The organism is Terrabacter sp. P5_B1 (assembly GCF_056400505.1).
The window spans coordinates 1-14,024 of record NZ_JBFULD010000071.1; the positions used below are offsets into that span (position 1 = coordinate 1).

Annotated in this window: 14 protein-coding genes; 8 read left to right on the forward strand and 6 right to left on the reverse strand. The window is 69.5% G+C overall.

All coding sequences use genetic code 11. From position 1 onward, the window contains the following. The 4 genes from AC1DP0_RS07445 to AC1DP0_RS07460 all read left to right on the forward strand — a co-directional run. Positions 1-356 (forward strand): M24 family metallopeptidase (locus AC1DP0_RS07445; RefSeq protein ID WP_478083291.1); only part of this gene is annotated, 356 nt, incomplete at its 5' end. Positions 357-521: 165 nt separating this feature from the next. Further along, positions 522-1,985, forward strand: coding sequence for a glutamate/gamma-aminobutyrate antiporter GadC (gadC, locus tag AC1DP0_RS07450; RefSeq protein ID WP_478083293.1), 1,464 nt, complete (start codon positions 522-524; stop codon positions 1,983-1,985). After that, positions 1,982-2,425, forward strand: a complete 444-nt coding sequence (locus tag AC1DP0_RS07455; RefSeq protein ID WP_478083295.1) for a hypothetical protein — start codon at positions 1,982-1,984, stop codon at positions 2,423-2,425. The genes gadC and AC1DP0_RS07455 overlap by 4 nt, the downstream gene beginning before the upstream one ends. A 6-nt stretch (positions 2,426-2,431) precedes the next feature. Next, positions 2,432-3,769: a M20/M25/M40 family metallo-hydrolase gene (locus tag AC1DP0_RS07460; RefSeq protein ID WP_478083296.1), complete on the forward strand. Its 1,338-nt coding sequence runs from the start codon at positions 2,432-2,434 to the stop codon at positions 3,767-3,769. Positions 3,770-3,817: 48 nt separating this feature from the next. On the opposite strand, the gene AC1DP0_RS07465 is transcribed toward AC1DP0_RS07460, so the two are convergent. Beyond that, positions 3,818-5,359, reverse strand: coding sequence for an MFS transporter (locus tag AC1DP0_RS07465; RefSeq protein WP_478083299.1), 1,542 nt, complete (start codon positions 5,357-5,359; stop codon positions 3,818-3,820). A 244-nt stretch (positions 5,360-5,603) separates the two neighbouring features. On the opposite strand from AC1DP0_RS07465, the gene AC1DP0_RS07470 reads away from it, so the two are divergent. Continuing rightward, positions 5,604-6,872, forward strand: a complete 1,269-nt coding sequence (locus tag AC1DP0_RS07470) for a threonine/serine exporter family protein (RefSeq protein ID WP_478083315.1) — start codon at positions 5,604-5,606, stop codon at positions 6,870-6,872. A 20-nt stretch (positions 6,873-6,892) separates the two neighbouring features. Here the strand turns inward: AC1DP0_RS07470 and AC1DP0_RS07475 are convergent, their stop codons facing one another. From AC1DP0_RS07475 to AC1DP0_RS07490, 4 genes are all read right to left on the reverse strand, one after another. Further along, complete coding sequence (locus AC1DP0_RS07475) at positions 6,893-8,167, reverse strand: cation:proton antiporter domain-containing protein (RefSeq protein ID WP_478083302.1); 1,275 nt, start codon at positions 8,165-8,167, stop codon at positions 6,893-6,895. A gap of 54 nt (positions 8,168-8,221) precedes the next feature. Then, positions 8,222-8,611: an SHOCT domain-containing protein gene (locus tag AC1DP0_RS07480; RefSeq protein ID WP_478083305.1), complete on the reverse strand. Its 390-nt coding sequence runs from the start codon at positions 8,609-8,611 to the stop codon at positions 8,222-8,224. A 126-nt stretch (positions 8,612-8,737) separates the two neighbouring features. Continuing rightward, positions 8,738-8,956: a hypothetical protein gene (locus AC1DP0_RS07485; RefSeq protein WP_478083306.1), complete on the reverse strand. Its 219-nt coding sequence runs from the start codon at positions 8,954-8,956 to the stop codon at positions 8,738-8,740. Positions 8,957-9,125: 169 nt separating this feature from the next. Next, a complete protein-coding gene (locus tag AC1DP0_RS07490) occupies positions 9,126-11,726 on the reverse strand; it encodes a winged helix-turn-helix domain-containing protein (RefSeq protein ID WP_478083308.1) in 2,601 nt (866 codons plus the stop codon). A gap of 129 nt (positions 11,727-11,855) precedes the next feature. Here AC1DP0_RS07490 and AC1DP0_RS07495 point away from each other — a divergent pair, with 129 nt between their 5' ends. From AC1DP0_RS07495 to AC1DP0_RS07505, 3 genes are all read left to right on the forward strand, one after another. Beyond that, positions 11,856-12,098 (forward strand): hypothetical protein, encoded by a 243-nt coding sequence (locus AC1DP0_RS07495; protein WP_478083310.1) that lies wholly within the window; start codon positions 11,856-11,858, stop codon positions 12,096-12,098. A gap of 98 nt (positions 12,099-12,196) precedes the next feature. Further along, positions 12,197-12,658 carry a DUF6325 family protein gene (locus AC1DP0_RS07500; protein WP_478083312.1) on the forward strand — a complete coding sequence of 154 codons (462 nt, stop codon included), beginning with the start codon at positions 12,197-12,199 and terminating at the stop codon, positions 12,656-12,658. A gap of 84 nt (positions 12,659-12,742) precedes the next feature. Next, positions 12,743-13,033 (forward strand): SHOCT domain-containing protein, encoded by a 291-nt coding sequence (locus AC1DP0_RS07505; protein ID WP_478083313.1) that lies wholly within the window; start codon positions 12,743-12,745, stop codon positions 13,031-13,033. 99 nt (positions 13,034-13,132) lie between these two features. Here AC1DP0_RS07505 and AC1DP0_RS07510 read toward each other — a convergent pair whose 3' ends face one another. Next, positions 13,133-13,963 (reverse strand): class II glutamine amidotransferase, encoded by an 831-nt coding sequence (locus tag AC1DP0_RS07510; RefSeq protein ID WP_478083314.1) that lies wholly within the window; start codon positions 13,961-13,963, stop codon positions 13,133-13,135. Between the last annotated feature and the right edge of the window lie 61 nt (positions 13,964-14,024).

The following is a 14,024-nucleotide window of genomic DNA, read 5'->3' on the forward strand; positions in this document are numbered from 1 at the left end:
TCCGGGAGGTCCACGAGATCGTCCGGCGCGCGCAGCAGGCCGGAGTCGATGCGGCGCGTCCCGGCGCGTCGTGCCAGGACGTCGACCGCGCGGCCCGGGCTGTCATCACCGAGGCCGGCTTCGGCGACGCGTTCATCCACCGGACCGGCCACGGGATCGGGGTCACGACCCACGAACCGCCCTACATGGTCGAGGGGGAGGAGCAACCCCTGGTGCCGGGGATGTGCTTCTCGGTCGAGCCCGGGATCTACCTTGCCGGGCGYTTCGGCGTGCGCATCGAGGACATCGTCACGGTGACGCCGACTGCTGGTCTGCGTCTCAACAACACCGACCACGGGCTCGCCGTCGTCGACTGATCCCGCGTCGCTGCGACTCGGATCTAACTCTCTGAGAGGGAGGCCGACCATGGCTCGGCCGCCGCAACCTGATCACACGTGCAGTGCCATCAACGATGGAGAGCGGGTGGTCGAGATGCAACCAGGTGTCACCACAGCCGGGCGACGTTCGTCCGGGGGCGCGCGATGAGCGCCATGGACGCGTCCGCGGACCAGCCGGTCGCGGCCGCGGCCGCCCGCTCCCGCGCGCCGGCCTCTGCCTACATCTCGTGGATCGCCCTGGCGATGATGACGACCAGCTCGGTGGCGAGCCTCCGGGCGGCGCCGACCATGGCCGTCTACGGGCTCGCCTGCGTCTTCCTCTACATCGTCCCGGCCATCGTCTTCCTGATCCCGACCTCGCTGGTCTCGGCGGAGCTGGCCTCCGGATGGGACGGCGGCGTCTACAACTGGGTGGCCCGAGGCATCTCCAAGCCGATGGGCTTCCTGGCCGTCTGGTGCCAGTTCGCCATGACGATCTTCTACTACCCCAGCCTGCTCGGCTTCGTGGCAAGCACCCTGGCCTACGTCATCAACCCGGCACTCGCGTCCAACGGCGTCTGGACGGCGCTGGTCATCGTCGTCGTGTACTGGTCCGCCGTGTGGGTCTCGTCCCGTGGCACCAAGGGCGTCTCGGGTCTGGCGAGTGCCGGGCTCATCATCGGCACGCTGATCCCCGGCGTCGTCCTCGTCACCCTGGGCGCCGTCTTCCTCGGTCAGGGCAACCCCTCAGCCGCCCCGATGGACGCCGACCACCTGCTGCCCGTCTGGGCGGGCCTCTCCAGCCTGGTGCTGATCGTCAACAACTTCCTGTCGTACTCCGGCATGGAGATGAACGCGGTGCACGTCGGCTCGCTGAAGAACCCGGCCAAGGAGTTCCCGAAGTCGATGTTCCTCGCCATGGGGTTGGTGCTGATGATCTTCATCCTCCCGGCCCTGGCGATCAGCTGGGTCGTGCCCGCCGAGGAGCTGTCACTCACAGCCGGGGTGATGCAGGCCTTCGACGCGGTCTTCGCCAACTTCGGCGCGCAGTGGCTGACCCCCATCGTGGGCATCATGCTGGTGACCGCGTCGCTCGGTGGCATGCTCACCTGGCTCGCCGGCCCGTCCAAGGGCCTGCTGCTCATCTCACGGCAGGAGGGCTACCTTCCGCCGGTCCTGCAGAAGCTCAACAAGAACGGCGTCCAGCAGAACATCCTCGTGGCGCAGGGCATCGTCACGACGATCATCGGGCTCGGTTACGCCCTGATCCCGAACGTGTCGAGCGCCTACTGGATCTTCTCGGTCATCACCACGCAGGTGTACCTCATCATGTACCTGCTGATGTTCGTGGCGGCGGTGCGCCTGCGCCGCAACGATCCTGACCATGCGCGGGGCTACCGTGCACCCATACTCGGGACGCTCTGCGGTGTCGGCTTCGCCGCGTCGCTCGCGGCCCTGCTCATCGGGTTCGTGCCGCCCTCGCAGTTCGGATCTGGCAGTCCCGCAACGTATCTGCTGATCGTCGCGGGTGGCGCGCTCGGTCTCGGCCTGCTCGTGCCCTTCCTCTTCTACAGACTGCGCAAGCCCTCGTGGAAGCAACCTGAGACATCCGAGGTGGCAGCATCATGACCGTCACGGAAACATCCTCGACGCAGGAGCGCCGGATGATCTACGTCGTCACCGGCATCATCGTCGTGGTCCTCGTCGTCATCGCACTGCTCACCTTCCACTCGGGGAAGACCTCGCAGCAGGCCGAACAGAAGGCGAACCAGCTCATCGCCGCCCTCACGGCGTCCGGTGCTCATGCCCCGCGCCAGGCGCAGGTGGTGCGCGTCCTGGGGAACGACGGTGGTGCGGTGTGCGACGACCCGAGCGGGTCGCTGCGCAAGGGGATCTTCCTCGGCCAGCTCATGAACGGTGCTTCCGGTCCGGGGATGCGACCGATCATCTCCGACAACCGTGTCGTCAGGGGCCAGCTGCTCGTCCTGAAGATCTACTGTCCTGACAAGCTCCCGAGCTTCCAGGAGTTCGTCAACGGCCTGAACCTCGGCGACAACGTGAAGGGCTGACGGGCCATGGAGCTGCGAGACCGTGTCGACGGCCTGATGGGGRGAGCGCGAACCGACCTGGCCGAGCTGGTGGCGATCCCCTCCGTGGCCGACCCGCGGCAGTACCCGCCGGAGGAGTGTGCCCGGGCCGCCCGGTGGGTGCTCGACGCCTTCAAGGCAGTCGGGTTCTCGGACGCCCACCTCGCCGAGACGGCGGACGGGAGCCAAGCCGTCGTGGGCTCGCGACCGTGCGCCGTCCCCGAGGCTCCCACTGTCCTGCTCTACGCGCACTACGACGTGCAGCCTCCGCTCGACGACGCGGTTTGGCGCACACCGCCGTTCGAGCTGACCGAAGTCGGTGAGCGGTGGTACGGCCGGGGCACGGCCGACTGCAAGGGCAACATCGTGATGCACCTGACCGCTCTGCGCGCGCTCGGCGATGAGGTGCCCGTGAATCTCAAGCTCGTCGTGGAGGGCTCTGAGGAGCAAGGCACCGGCGGGCTCGAGGACTTCGTGCCGAAGAACGCAGAGCTCCTGCGCGCGGACGCCATCCTCGTGTGCGACACCGGAAACGCCGCGGTGGGAGTCCCGGCCGCAACGGTGAGCCTCCGTGGCATGGTCAACGTGGTGGTCACCGTCGACGCGCTTGCGTCCGAGGTGCATTCGGGGATGTTCGGTGGCGCCGCCCCGGACGCCCTTGCCGCACTCATCGCAATCCTTGCCACGCTGCGCGACGACCTCGGCAACACCACGGTGTCCGGACTCGACAACAGCCAGGTGTGGCGGGGCGAGGTGTATCCACCCGACCAGTTCCGCACCGACGCGGGAGTGGTCGACGGGGCGTCACTGCTGGGCAGCGGCTCTGTCTCCGACATGCTGTGGGCCCGGCCATCGCTCACCACGCTCGGCATCGACTGCCCACCAGTGCTCGGTTCCGCGGCTGCCATCCCACCGCACGCACGAGCCCGGCTCAACCTCCGCATACCGCCGGGGACAGATCCGGATGCTGCGGAGAAGGCACTGACCGACCACCTGCTCGCGGCTGCTCCCTGGGGCGTGCACGTCGGCGTCGAGACGGAGGCGACGGGTTCCCCGTTCATGGCCGAGACCGACGGTCCCGCCTACCGGGCCATCGCGGCAGCCATGGAGGAGGCCTTCGGGCGTCCGATGGTCAGCCTTGGCCAAGGCGGCTCGATCCCGCTGTGCAACGTCTTCGCGGAGACCTATCCCGGGGCGGAGATCATCCTGATGGGCGTGGAGGAGCCCCAGGCCCTGATCCACGCGCCCAACGAGAGCGTGCACCCGCAGGAGATTGCGGATCTGGCTGTGGCGGAGGCCTTGTTCCTCCGTCGCCTGGCCGGCTGACCGGAGCCCGGAGCTCGCCCGGAGCTCGGGAGCTCGGCTGCTCGGCTGCTATGCGCTCACCGCTGCGTGGCCGGTGGCGCTGGTCGGCAGGGTCAACGAGGTGGCGGCAGCCGCTGCCGCGGCCGAGTCGTGGATGGTCCCTCGCGCCGCCTGGTGACGGCCCATGACGACTGCCATCACCACTCCGGCAAAGCTCAGTGCCGCCATGACCCAGGACGCGGCCGCGAGTCCGGACGCCAGAGCCTCGGCCGGCTGTTGGCCGCTGGCCGTGCGGTCGGCGATGACTCCGCCGTAGATCGTGGCGGCCAGTGCCGTGGCCACGGCCGCACCCACGTACCGAGCCATGTTCGAGACCCCGGAGGCGGAGCCGACCTGGTTCGCAGGCACGCAGGCGGTGGAGGCCGACGAGGCCGGGCCGTTGGAGAGGCCCATGCCGACGGCGACGGCCACGAGGGGCAGCAGGAACGCCCGGTACAGCCACGAGGCGTCGACGAACCCGATGACGGCGAACCCGATGCTCGTGAGCAGGAACCCGAGCCCGACCACCTGCCGTCCCCCCAGGCGCGCGGTCAGGCGCGGCACGGCCGCCGCGATGACGACGAGACCGACGGTGGCGGGCAGCGTCGCCAGACCGGCTTGCAGGGTCGTGAAGCCCAACGTGTCCGGGTTCTGGAAGTAGAGACTGAGCAGGTACATCAACGCGTTGATGGTGCCGGCCCCGATGAGGATGGCTAGGGTCGAGCCCACGAGGACGCGGTTGCGGAGCAGGTCCAGGTCCAGCATGGGCACGGGCACTCGTCGCTCCACCATGACGAAGCCGATGCCGGAGACGATGCCGAGCGCCAGGCACCCGATCGTCGCAGCCGAGACCCAGCCCCAGGCGCTGCCCTTGCTGAGGGCCAGCACCACCGGCGCCAGGGTCAGCGCGATCAGGATCGAGCCGGCATAGTCGATGGACCGCGAGCGAGTCGGGTCGTGGGACTCGGACACCTGGCGGGCCGTGATGAGGATGCAGATGATCCCGATGACCGCGTCGACCCAGAAGAGCCCCTGCCACCCCGCCACCGTGACCAGCGCACCGCCCATCAGTGGGCCGGCCGCGGCGCCGACGGCTGCTGCCGCCCCCCAGAACGACACGGCGCGCAGCTGGGCCTCCCCGCTGTTGGCCACGGACAAGAGGCTGAGCCCGCAGGCCAGGATCGTGGCTCCCGCCGCACCCTGGATGAAGCGACCGGCAATGACGGCACCGCCCGAGGAGGACAGCGCGATGAGGACGCACGACACGACGAACAGCACGAGGCCGAGCTGGAAGACCCGCTTGCGACCGAAGACGTCGCCCAGCGAGCCCGACGTCACGATGACTGCGGCGCCGACCAGGGAGTAGCCCGTGACCGCCCACTGCAACGTCGTGACATCCGTGCCGGTGTCGGCGCTGATGGCCGGGAGCAGGATGCTGACGGCCGACGTGTTGGCGTTCACGACGAAGGTCGACAGGCACGTGGCGGCGAGCACACCCCCTGTGCGAGCGGTCGTACCCTCACCGGTCACCACCGTGCCCCCTGCCCCGGTCGGTGAGCGCCTGCCTGCCATGGTCGGCTCCTTCCGCCGGGCACGGTCCCGTCGTACTCTCCGAATCTAGGAGCGCGCCCCTGCGCGAGAGTCACTCGGGGAGGATGACTCTCGCCGTCGGCGGCGCGGCCAGTCTGGTCACATGTCAGAGGACGGCCGGCTGGCAGCAGCCGGTTCAACCGGCTCTGCGGTCGAGCGTCGCGGGCCGTCGATCCGGCACGCGTGGTCGCACCTCGCGCGGGTTGCGCGTCGACGCCTGGGACCCCTGGGTCGCGCGGCCGACCCGGAACCGGAGCCGGTGCCCCCTCCTCCTCCTGAGGCCGTCCTCGATCTCCTCAGGCATCTCGGGGTGTCCCTGACCCGGGCGGGAGATGCGACGGAGCGGGTCACCCACATCCTCGAGCAGGTGGCCGGCGTGTACGCCGCCACCGGTGTGACCTTCTTCGTCGTCCCGACGGGAGTCTTCGTCCGCATCACGACGGGCGCCTCCAGCCGGATGGACTTCGAGGCCGGCACCAGCGAGCCCCTGAGACTCGACCAGATCGACGCGCTCTACCGGCTCATCGACGACATCCGCCACGGGCTCGTCGATGCCGAGCCGGCCCGCGCCCGGTTGGACGACCTGTTGGGGTCGCGCCCCCGGTTCGGAGGTGTCATCTCCGTCCTCGCCAGTGGCATCCTCACGGTCGGCCTCGGTCTCATGCTCAACCCGACCGCCAACGCGCTCCCGGCGTTCCTGTCGATCGGCTTCCTCGTCGGCGCCCTGCGTTGGTGGGCCGACCGCGAACGGATGCTCTCGCTCGTGCTCCCCGTCACCACGGCTGCTGTGGTCACCGCAATCGTCTTCAAGTGGGTCGCACCCGCGCTGCACACCCCGCCCCTGGAGATCGTCATCCCCACCCTGGTGACGTTCCTGCCCGGAGCGGCACTGACCATGGCGACCGTGGAGCTCTCCACAGGAGACATCCTCGCCGGTTCCGCACGGCTGGTGTACGGCCTCGAACGCCTGCTGGTCCTGGCCTTCGGCATTGCCATGGGAGCCGAGATCGTAGGCTTTCCGACGCCGTCCGGCGGCACGACCTCGGCCCTGGGCGCGTGGGCGCCCTGGGTTGGTGTGCTGGTCTTCGGTGTCGGCCAGTCCATCGCCTCGTCCGCGCCGCGGAGGACCCTCGGATGGCTGTTGCTGGTCCTCTACGTGGGCTACGGCGTGCAGGCGTTCTCCGGGCGGGTCCTGGGCACCCTGGGAGCCTGCTTCCTCGCCGCCGCGACCGTCCTCCCGGTCTGCTACGCGATCCAGAGCCGCCGTAGCGGACCACCGGTGCCAGTCACCTTCCTTCCCACCTTCTGGCTCTTGGTGCCGGGGGCACTCGGGCTGGAGGGTGTGGCGCAGATCGTGGGAGCGGACCAGGCCGCCGGACTCGGCGACTTCCTCGATGCGCTGCTGTCCATCGTCGCCATCGCCGTCGGGGTGGTCGTCGGATCCGGGCTCTCGGAGCGGATCGGCCGTGCAACGTCGACGTGGCGCGGGCTCTAGCCCCTCCCTCTCGGACGGGATCACCGACGCGGCGGCGCAGCACCGTGAGCCCCGCCGGAGCGGTGGACCGCGAGCGGCTCGACGGCGTACTGGGTCTCGACGAACGGACGGGTCCGCTGCGCCCATCCGCCGTAACGGGCTGCCCACGGACCGGCGGTGAGCCCGTGCAGCAGGACGCTGAGCACGACGGTCGTGGCGACGACGCCGATGACCGTCTGGACCTCCGGCTTGGTGGCGCCGAGGGACTCGTACGTGATGAGCCCGAAAAGGACCGACGCCAGCCCGCGGGGCCCGAACCACCCGACGAAGGCCACCGTCCACCTCTGGACTCCCGTGCCCAGCAGACAGAGGGCGACCGGAACCATGCGCAGCACCGTCAGCGAGAGCACGGCGAAGACGAGGTTCTGCCACCGACCCAACCAGTCCAGGTGGCGAGCGAGCGTGATGCCGAAGAGCATCCACACGGCATACCCGAGCAGCGCCGAGACCCGGTCGACCATGTCGAGAGTGGCGTGCGTCTGCTGGGCGCTCGCCTGCGCCGCAGCGTAGGCGGTCCCCGCCAGAAAGGCGGCCACGAAGCCGTTGCCGCCGACCTCGACCGCGCCGCCGTAGCACAGCAGCGGCACGCAGAGGGCGCCCAGGGGGAGCAGGCCGGACTCCGCCCACGCCGATCGCCGGGACCGGTCGATGAGCCAGCCGGAGGCGTATCCGGCGACAACGCCAACCACTGCTCCCACAGCGAGCTCGCGGACGGCATCGACGGCGGCGTTCTCCGGCACCGCCCCGGCCGCTGCGGCGACAGCGAACAGCACCACCGGCGTGGCCATCCCGTCGTTCAAGCCGCTCTCCGCGTTGAGGATCCGGCGCACCCGCACGGGCACGACCGGATTGAGCACGGTCGCCGCTCCGAGCCCGGCGTCCGTGGGTGCCAAGGTCGCCGCCACGAGGAGYGCCGCCCAGGTGCCTGCGCTCGGAAACAGTCCCCGTGCCACGAGGTAGCCGGCCCCGATCGTCAGTGGCAGACCGATCAGCAGCAACCTGGCGGTGAAGACCGAGTCGCTTCGGAGCTCCCGCGGTTGCAGCTGCGCGGCGTCGTGGAAGAGCACAAGGGCCAGGGTGACCTCGGCGATGGTGCGGTTCGTGGAGCTGTCGACCCCGCCTGAGACCAGGAGCCCCAGCGCGGCTCCGACGGCGACGAAGATGATGGGACCGGTCAGGTGGGCCCGGCCGATCCTCGCCGACTGGCTCACGTAGACGATGACCAGGAGGGCGAAGACGACGACGACCGCCGTCATGACCGGCTCGCTAGCCGGTCTCGACCCTCGCGACGTCCGCGAGCTCCTCGTGGCTCACGCGAGCGCCTTGGACTTGATCGCGGCGAACTCGTCCTCGGTGATCGCGCCGCTGTCGAGCAGCGCCTTGGCCTGGGACAGCTGCTCGGTCGGCGAGGACGTCGAGCCCGATGCGGAGGTCACACTGCGGATGTAGTCCTCCTGCTCGGCCATCCGCCGGCTGTTGCTCTCCATCTGCCGCTCAGCCATGCCCTTGCCGCGGACGATGACGTAGACGAGCGCGGCAAGGAAGGGGAAGACGAAGAGCACGACCACCCAGACGACCTTGGCGAACGCGCCGAGCTCCCGGTCTCGGAAGAGGTCCCCGAAGATGTGGAAGAGCACCATCAGGTAGGCGACGAAGAAGAAGGACCAGACCAGCAGCCAGAAGTAGCTCCAGAAGTCCATGGTGAGCCGTTCCTTTCGTTGTCGCGACTCGTCGCGATGGGTGAGGTGCTCGTGCCGAGACCTACGTTCGTCCTGCGGCAGACCGCCTGCATCGCACTCTGGGAGGGAGATCGGTCGACGGACCGCTCAGGAGGCGCCGCCCCTGCCGCCGGGCTCCTCGACGAGATGCGTGGAGGTGACCTTGAGCCCCAGGTCCGTCAGGGCCGCGAGGACGCCGACGAGCTCCTGGCTGTCGTGCACTCGAACCGTCAAGGTCGTGCTCGTCCCGTTGCTGTCGCACCACACGGCATACGGCCAGACGTCGCGCTCGTCCACCTCGCCGGATACGACAACGACGGCTTGCATACCTGTCCGCCTCGAGTGAGTAGGAAGTCCCGGACCCATCCAGCATGGGCTCGTCGCCTCGGTGGCGCGTCACTCCTTCGGGGGGAGACCGCACGGCTCTCGGGGGATGCCTCGATCGTGCCGGCGGCTGCTCGGACTCGGCAGGGCTCCAGCTCAGTGGAGCCCCAGCTCAGTAGAGCTCCAGCTCGGCGGCTCGACGGATCGCGGCCCGACGGCTGCTGACGCCGAGCTTCTGGTAGATGTGGGCGATGTGGGTCTTGGCCGTGTGCAGGGAGATGTACTCCGCCTCGGCGATCTCCGCATTGGTGAGGTTGGTGGCGAGGTACTGCAGGATCATCCGTTCACGGTCGGTCAGCCGCTCGCCCCAGCCCGTGATGTTCTGGTGCTGCCCCTCGACGATGCGTCCCAGCACGTGCGTCACGGCTGTGGGATGGGCCGTGCCGTGGCGCAGGTGGGACTTGAGCAGCTCGGTCATCGCTTCGCCGGCGCCGAGGAAGGGCCCGTAGAGCTCGTCCGGCTCAGCGGCGGCGAGGGCCAGCTCGAGGGAGACGTGGGCGGCGTCCGTCTGGCCCAGGACCGCGTGCGCCTCCGCCCGGATGCAGCGTGCCAGACACTCGATGTTCACGAAACCCTCGGGCGGCGGGACCCGGTCGAGCTCGGCCAGTGCCATCTCCGGGCGACCGGCAAGGAGGAGCACCTTGGCCCGGTGGGTCGGGGTCAACCGGTACTCCGGGGAGGTGGGGGGCCCGRTGGCGAGCGACAGGGCTTCGGTGGCGTGTCCCCGCGCCAGGAGAATCAGTCCCTCGAGGCCGGCGAGCATCGAGGGCCACGACGGTGCCGCGTGCCCGGACTCGATCATGGAACTGATCTCGGCCGCGCTGCGCCGGGCGGCGCGAAGGTCGCCCAACGACAGGCTGGTCTTGGTGAGGAAGTTCAGGATGAGCCCCCTCAGCTCCCAGTCGACGGGGAGCACCATGGAGAGGCTTCGCTGCAGCAGGGCCCGGGCGTCGCGCAGGTTGCCACGCCAGTAGTCGAACCAGCCGAGATAGGCCACGGCCGGGGCCAGGGTCACGAGCCCCACCCAGCCGCGCTCTTCGGCACGCGCCAGCACGTCGGCGGCGAGGTCGCGCACCTCGGTCAGGCGTCCTTCCGCGATGGCGGGGATGCAGGACTCAGCGAGGGCCGTCAGCTCGAGGGCCAGCAGGCCGGTGTCGTGCGCCGTGGCGGCCGACGAGCGGAGCATCTCGAGGGGCAGCTTGGGATGGCCCTGGAGGCGGGCTTCTCCCATTCCGACGAACACCTGGACCGAGGCCCGGATGGCTGGATCCGGTGCTCGCTGGCTGCGGTCCAGCCGGTCCAGCAGGGCAGCCCCGGACTCGACGGCGGGGCCGAGCCCCAGGTCGTAGCCGGTGCGGAACAGCTCGATGACGGCCATTCGGTCCTCGAGTCGGGCCCGGGCGGCCTCCGGAAGGGTGTCCGCTGCGCCGCGGGCGGCGTCGAGCTCCGCGCGGGCAGCGTCGAGGCTGCCACGCTGTCCGAGGATCAGCGTCTTCGCGAGGTGGGCCTCGCTGGCATACACAGAGGTCTGCGGGAGCTGCTCCACCGCGTCGAGCACCGCGTCCACACGTCCCTCGAGGAAGAGGTCGAGCCAGCGGTCCGCGAAGATTCTCGAGGCCATCTCACCGTCGCCGCCGGCCATCGCGTGCCGGATCGCCGTGGGCGGGTCGACAGGGCTCCACCAGGCCGCGGCCGCCGCGTGCAGGGTCAGGGCTCGCTGGGGCAGATCGGCGGCGAGCCGACGACGGATGTGCGCGGCGAACAGCGGGTGCCAGTGGTACCAGGCCTCTTGGACCGAGACGTCCCCGCGGGTGAGGAACAGACCATCGGCCAGACAGTGTTCGAGGTAGGTCTCCGCGTCGTGCGTGCCCCGGATGGTGTCGATGAGGGATGAACAGACCTGCTCGTCGAGGCAGCTGTCGAGGACGAAGTCTCTGAGGTCGTCGTCGAGGGAGGCGAGAACCTCGGTGGCGAGGTAGTCGGCCAGCGCCTGGTCCCTCCGCAGCTCCATGGGGACCTGCCGGGGCCGGCCGCTCTGGCGGGCGGCGAGGATCGCCATGCGGACGCCGGCCGGCCAACCGTCGGTGACCTGGTGGATGGTGTCGACCGTGTCGGGGTCGAGGTCGAGGCCGGCGACCCGGACGGCCTCGGCCGACTCCTCCGGGCTGAACGCGAGCTCGTCGTGCGCGATGTACGCCAGACGGTCCTCCAGTCGGAGCCGCTGGAGTCGCAGGGGCGGGACGACGCGTGCGGCGATCGCGATGCGCATGTTGGCTGGCGCCCACCGGAGCACGTGGTCGATGACGCGTACGGAATCCTTCGACTCGGCCAGGTGCTGGAGGTCGTCGAGCACGAGCGTCAGCGGCACCGCGGTGTCGTAGAGCATCTCGAGGAGGGAGTCGACGAGGGTGAGCGGCTCTGCTCGCAGCGCCGATGCCCGCAGTGGCTCGAGGCCTGCGCCGAGCTCGTCGAGGCCCGACAGGCTGGCTGCGGTCAGGAGGTCGGAGACGAGGTGCACGGGCTCGCGGTCGGACTCGTCGAGGGTCAACCACAGGGCTGCACCACGGTCGCGTTGCCGTCGGGCAGCGGCGGCGAGGAGGGTCGACTTGCCGTAGCCGGCCATGCCTGCGAGCACGACCACCGGTCGACGGTCGATCAAGGACAGCAGGCGCGGACGATCGATGATGCCCGGCGACGGCAAGGGCGTCGACATGCGTGCTTGACGTGGGCCGACCATGTCACCCCCGTAGGTGGATGTATAGGACCACTGACCCTTCGAGGCTAGCCAAGGGCGGTCCGGCCGTCAGCGAAAACCCGTGGTCCACCGAAAGTGAGGCTTGTCATGCTGATCTACGAGGTCATCCTCGACGGCGAGCTGGCCACGGACCTGACCGAGTCACCGGTGCCGCTCAAGCGTCGGGACGTCGGTGGGGCGACGGTCCTCAGCTTCCCCGTGGTCCCGGACGACACCCTGTCGCTCGTCCTGTCCCTGCTGGAGTCTTTGGGCATCGGCGTGACCGCCGTCCACCAGGTCGAGGACGTCAAGGCCGACCGAGACCACTCCGGCCGGGACCAGGAGCACTAGGTGCCGTCGCGCTCACTCATCCTCGAGGAGCGATGTGCCCGACACGCGCCGGCGGCGAGGGTCGAGATGTCAGTGGAGAGCCACCAAGGAGGCAGCACATGAGCGTCAACGTCGATGTCGGACCGATCGACTACCTCGCACTGGAGTTCCCCGGTGCCCGCCTGACCGGCGAGGGGTTGGCCATCCTCGTCGACCTCGTCGACCGAGGGATCATCCGCGTCCTCGACATGAAAGCTCTCGTCCGGGCAGCTGACGGGACCGTCACGGCGGTCGCCATCTCGGACCTGGACGGTGACGGCACGCTCGATTTGGCCATCTTCGAGGGTGTCGAGTCCGATCTGCTCGACGAGGACGACCTCAAGGAGGCAGCCTCGCTGGTCGAGCCCGGAAACGCGGTGGCGCTCCTGGTCTACGAGAACACCTGGGCCGCACCCTTCGTCTCGGCCATGCGCCGAGCGGGTGCCGAGGTCGTGGCGAGCGTCCGCCTCCCGGCTGACACGGTCATCGCCCGTCTCGAGGCGCTGGAGGCGGCCGAGTCGTCGGCAGGGTCCGCCACGTAAGGCCGGAGGACTCGCCCAACCAGCCGGCGCAGCCGGCGCAACGAGAACCCGAACGTCAACCAGGTACGTACGAAGGAGCACTCGATGGGACTCATCGGTGGAATGGCCAGGACAGCTGTCGTCGCGGGGACGGCCACGGCGGTGTCGAACCGGGTCTCGCGCCGTCAGGCCGGGCGCTGGGCAGCGAAAGAGGAGGAGCAGCAACCGCAACAGGAGTACGCGCCCGCGCCCGCGCAGTACGCCGCCCCGCCACCGCCACCTCAGGACACTGGTGTCGACCTCGAAAAGCTCAAGCAGCTCGGGGAGCTCCGGGACTCCGGCGTCCTGACCGACGCGGAGTTCYAGGCACAGAAGGCCCGCATTCTCGCCGGCTGACTTCGGCCGACTTCGTCTGGGCGGCGTCCTCGCGGGCGCTGCTCAGACGACGTGACCAGGGCGAGTGACTCCAGAGGGGTGACTCAGGCGGCGGGTGACTCAGGCGACACGAGCGGGAGGGATCGGCGCGAACGCGCGGATCTCGTCGTCGCCGGGCTGGATGATGCCGCACGACGACTCGGGCACCTCTCGCCACGCGCCCGGCAGGTCACGGAGCGGCTCGGAGACGACGAGACGCGCGTCGGCACTCACCGTCCTCAGCATCTCCACCTCGGGGTGCAGCACGCGCAGCTGGGTCACGTCGGTCGAGTGGAACAGGGTGCGGCTCTGGTGCTGCGTCGAGTACCGGAACGCCCAGACGGACTCACCGTTGCTGGTCGCCATCGTCGCCTGCACCGGGTTCGCCACGCCGCGCCTCTCGGCCAGGTCCTCGACGAAGCCGATGGCCCGGGCCACACCGGTCATCGGGTCGTCCTCGAGACCGAAGGTCAGGGCGAGGAAGAAGAGCGTCTCGGAGTCGGTCGATCCTTCGATGTCCGGGTAGAGCGACGGGTCCACCGCGAACATCAGCTCCCGCTTGAGCTGGTGGAAGCCGAACACCGCCCCGTTGTGCATCCACAGCCAGCGGCCGTGCCGGAACGGATGACAGTTGCTGCGCTGCACCGGTGTTCCGGTCGAGGCCCGCACGTGGGCGAACATCAGGGGGGTACGCACCTGCTTGGTCAGCTCGCGGAGGTTCTCGTCGTTCCAGGCGGGGTCCACGCTCTTGAAGACCGCGGGGACGGGGCCCTCGCCGTACCACCCGATCCCGAACCCGTCCCCGTTCGTCGTCGTCGCCCCCATGCGCGAGTGGAGACTCTGCTCTATGAGCGAGTGCTGCGGCTTGAAGAGCAGGTCCTCGGCCAGGAGCGGCTCACCTGAGTACACCATCCATCGGCACATACGCTCATCGAACCGGCGGTCGGAGGATCAGGTCATCACTCCCTCGGGA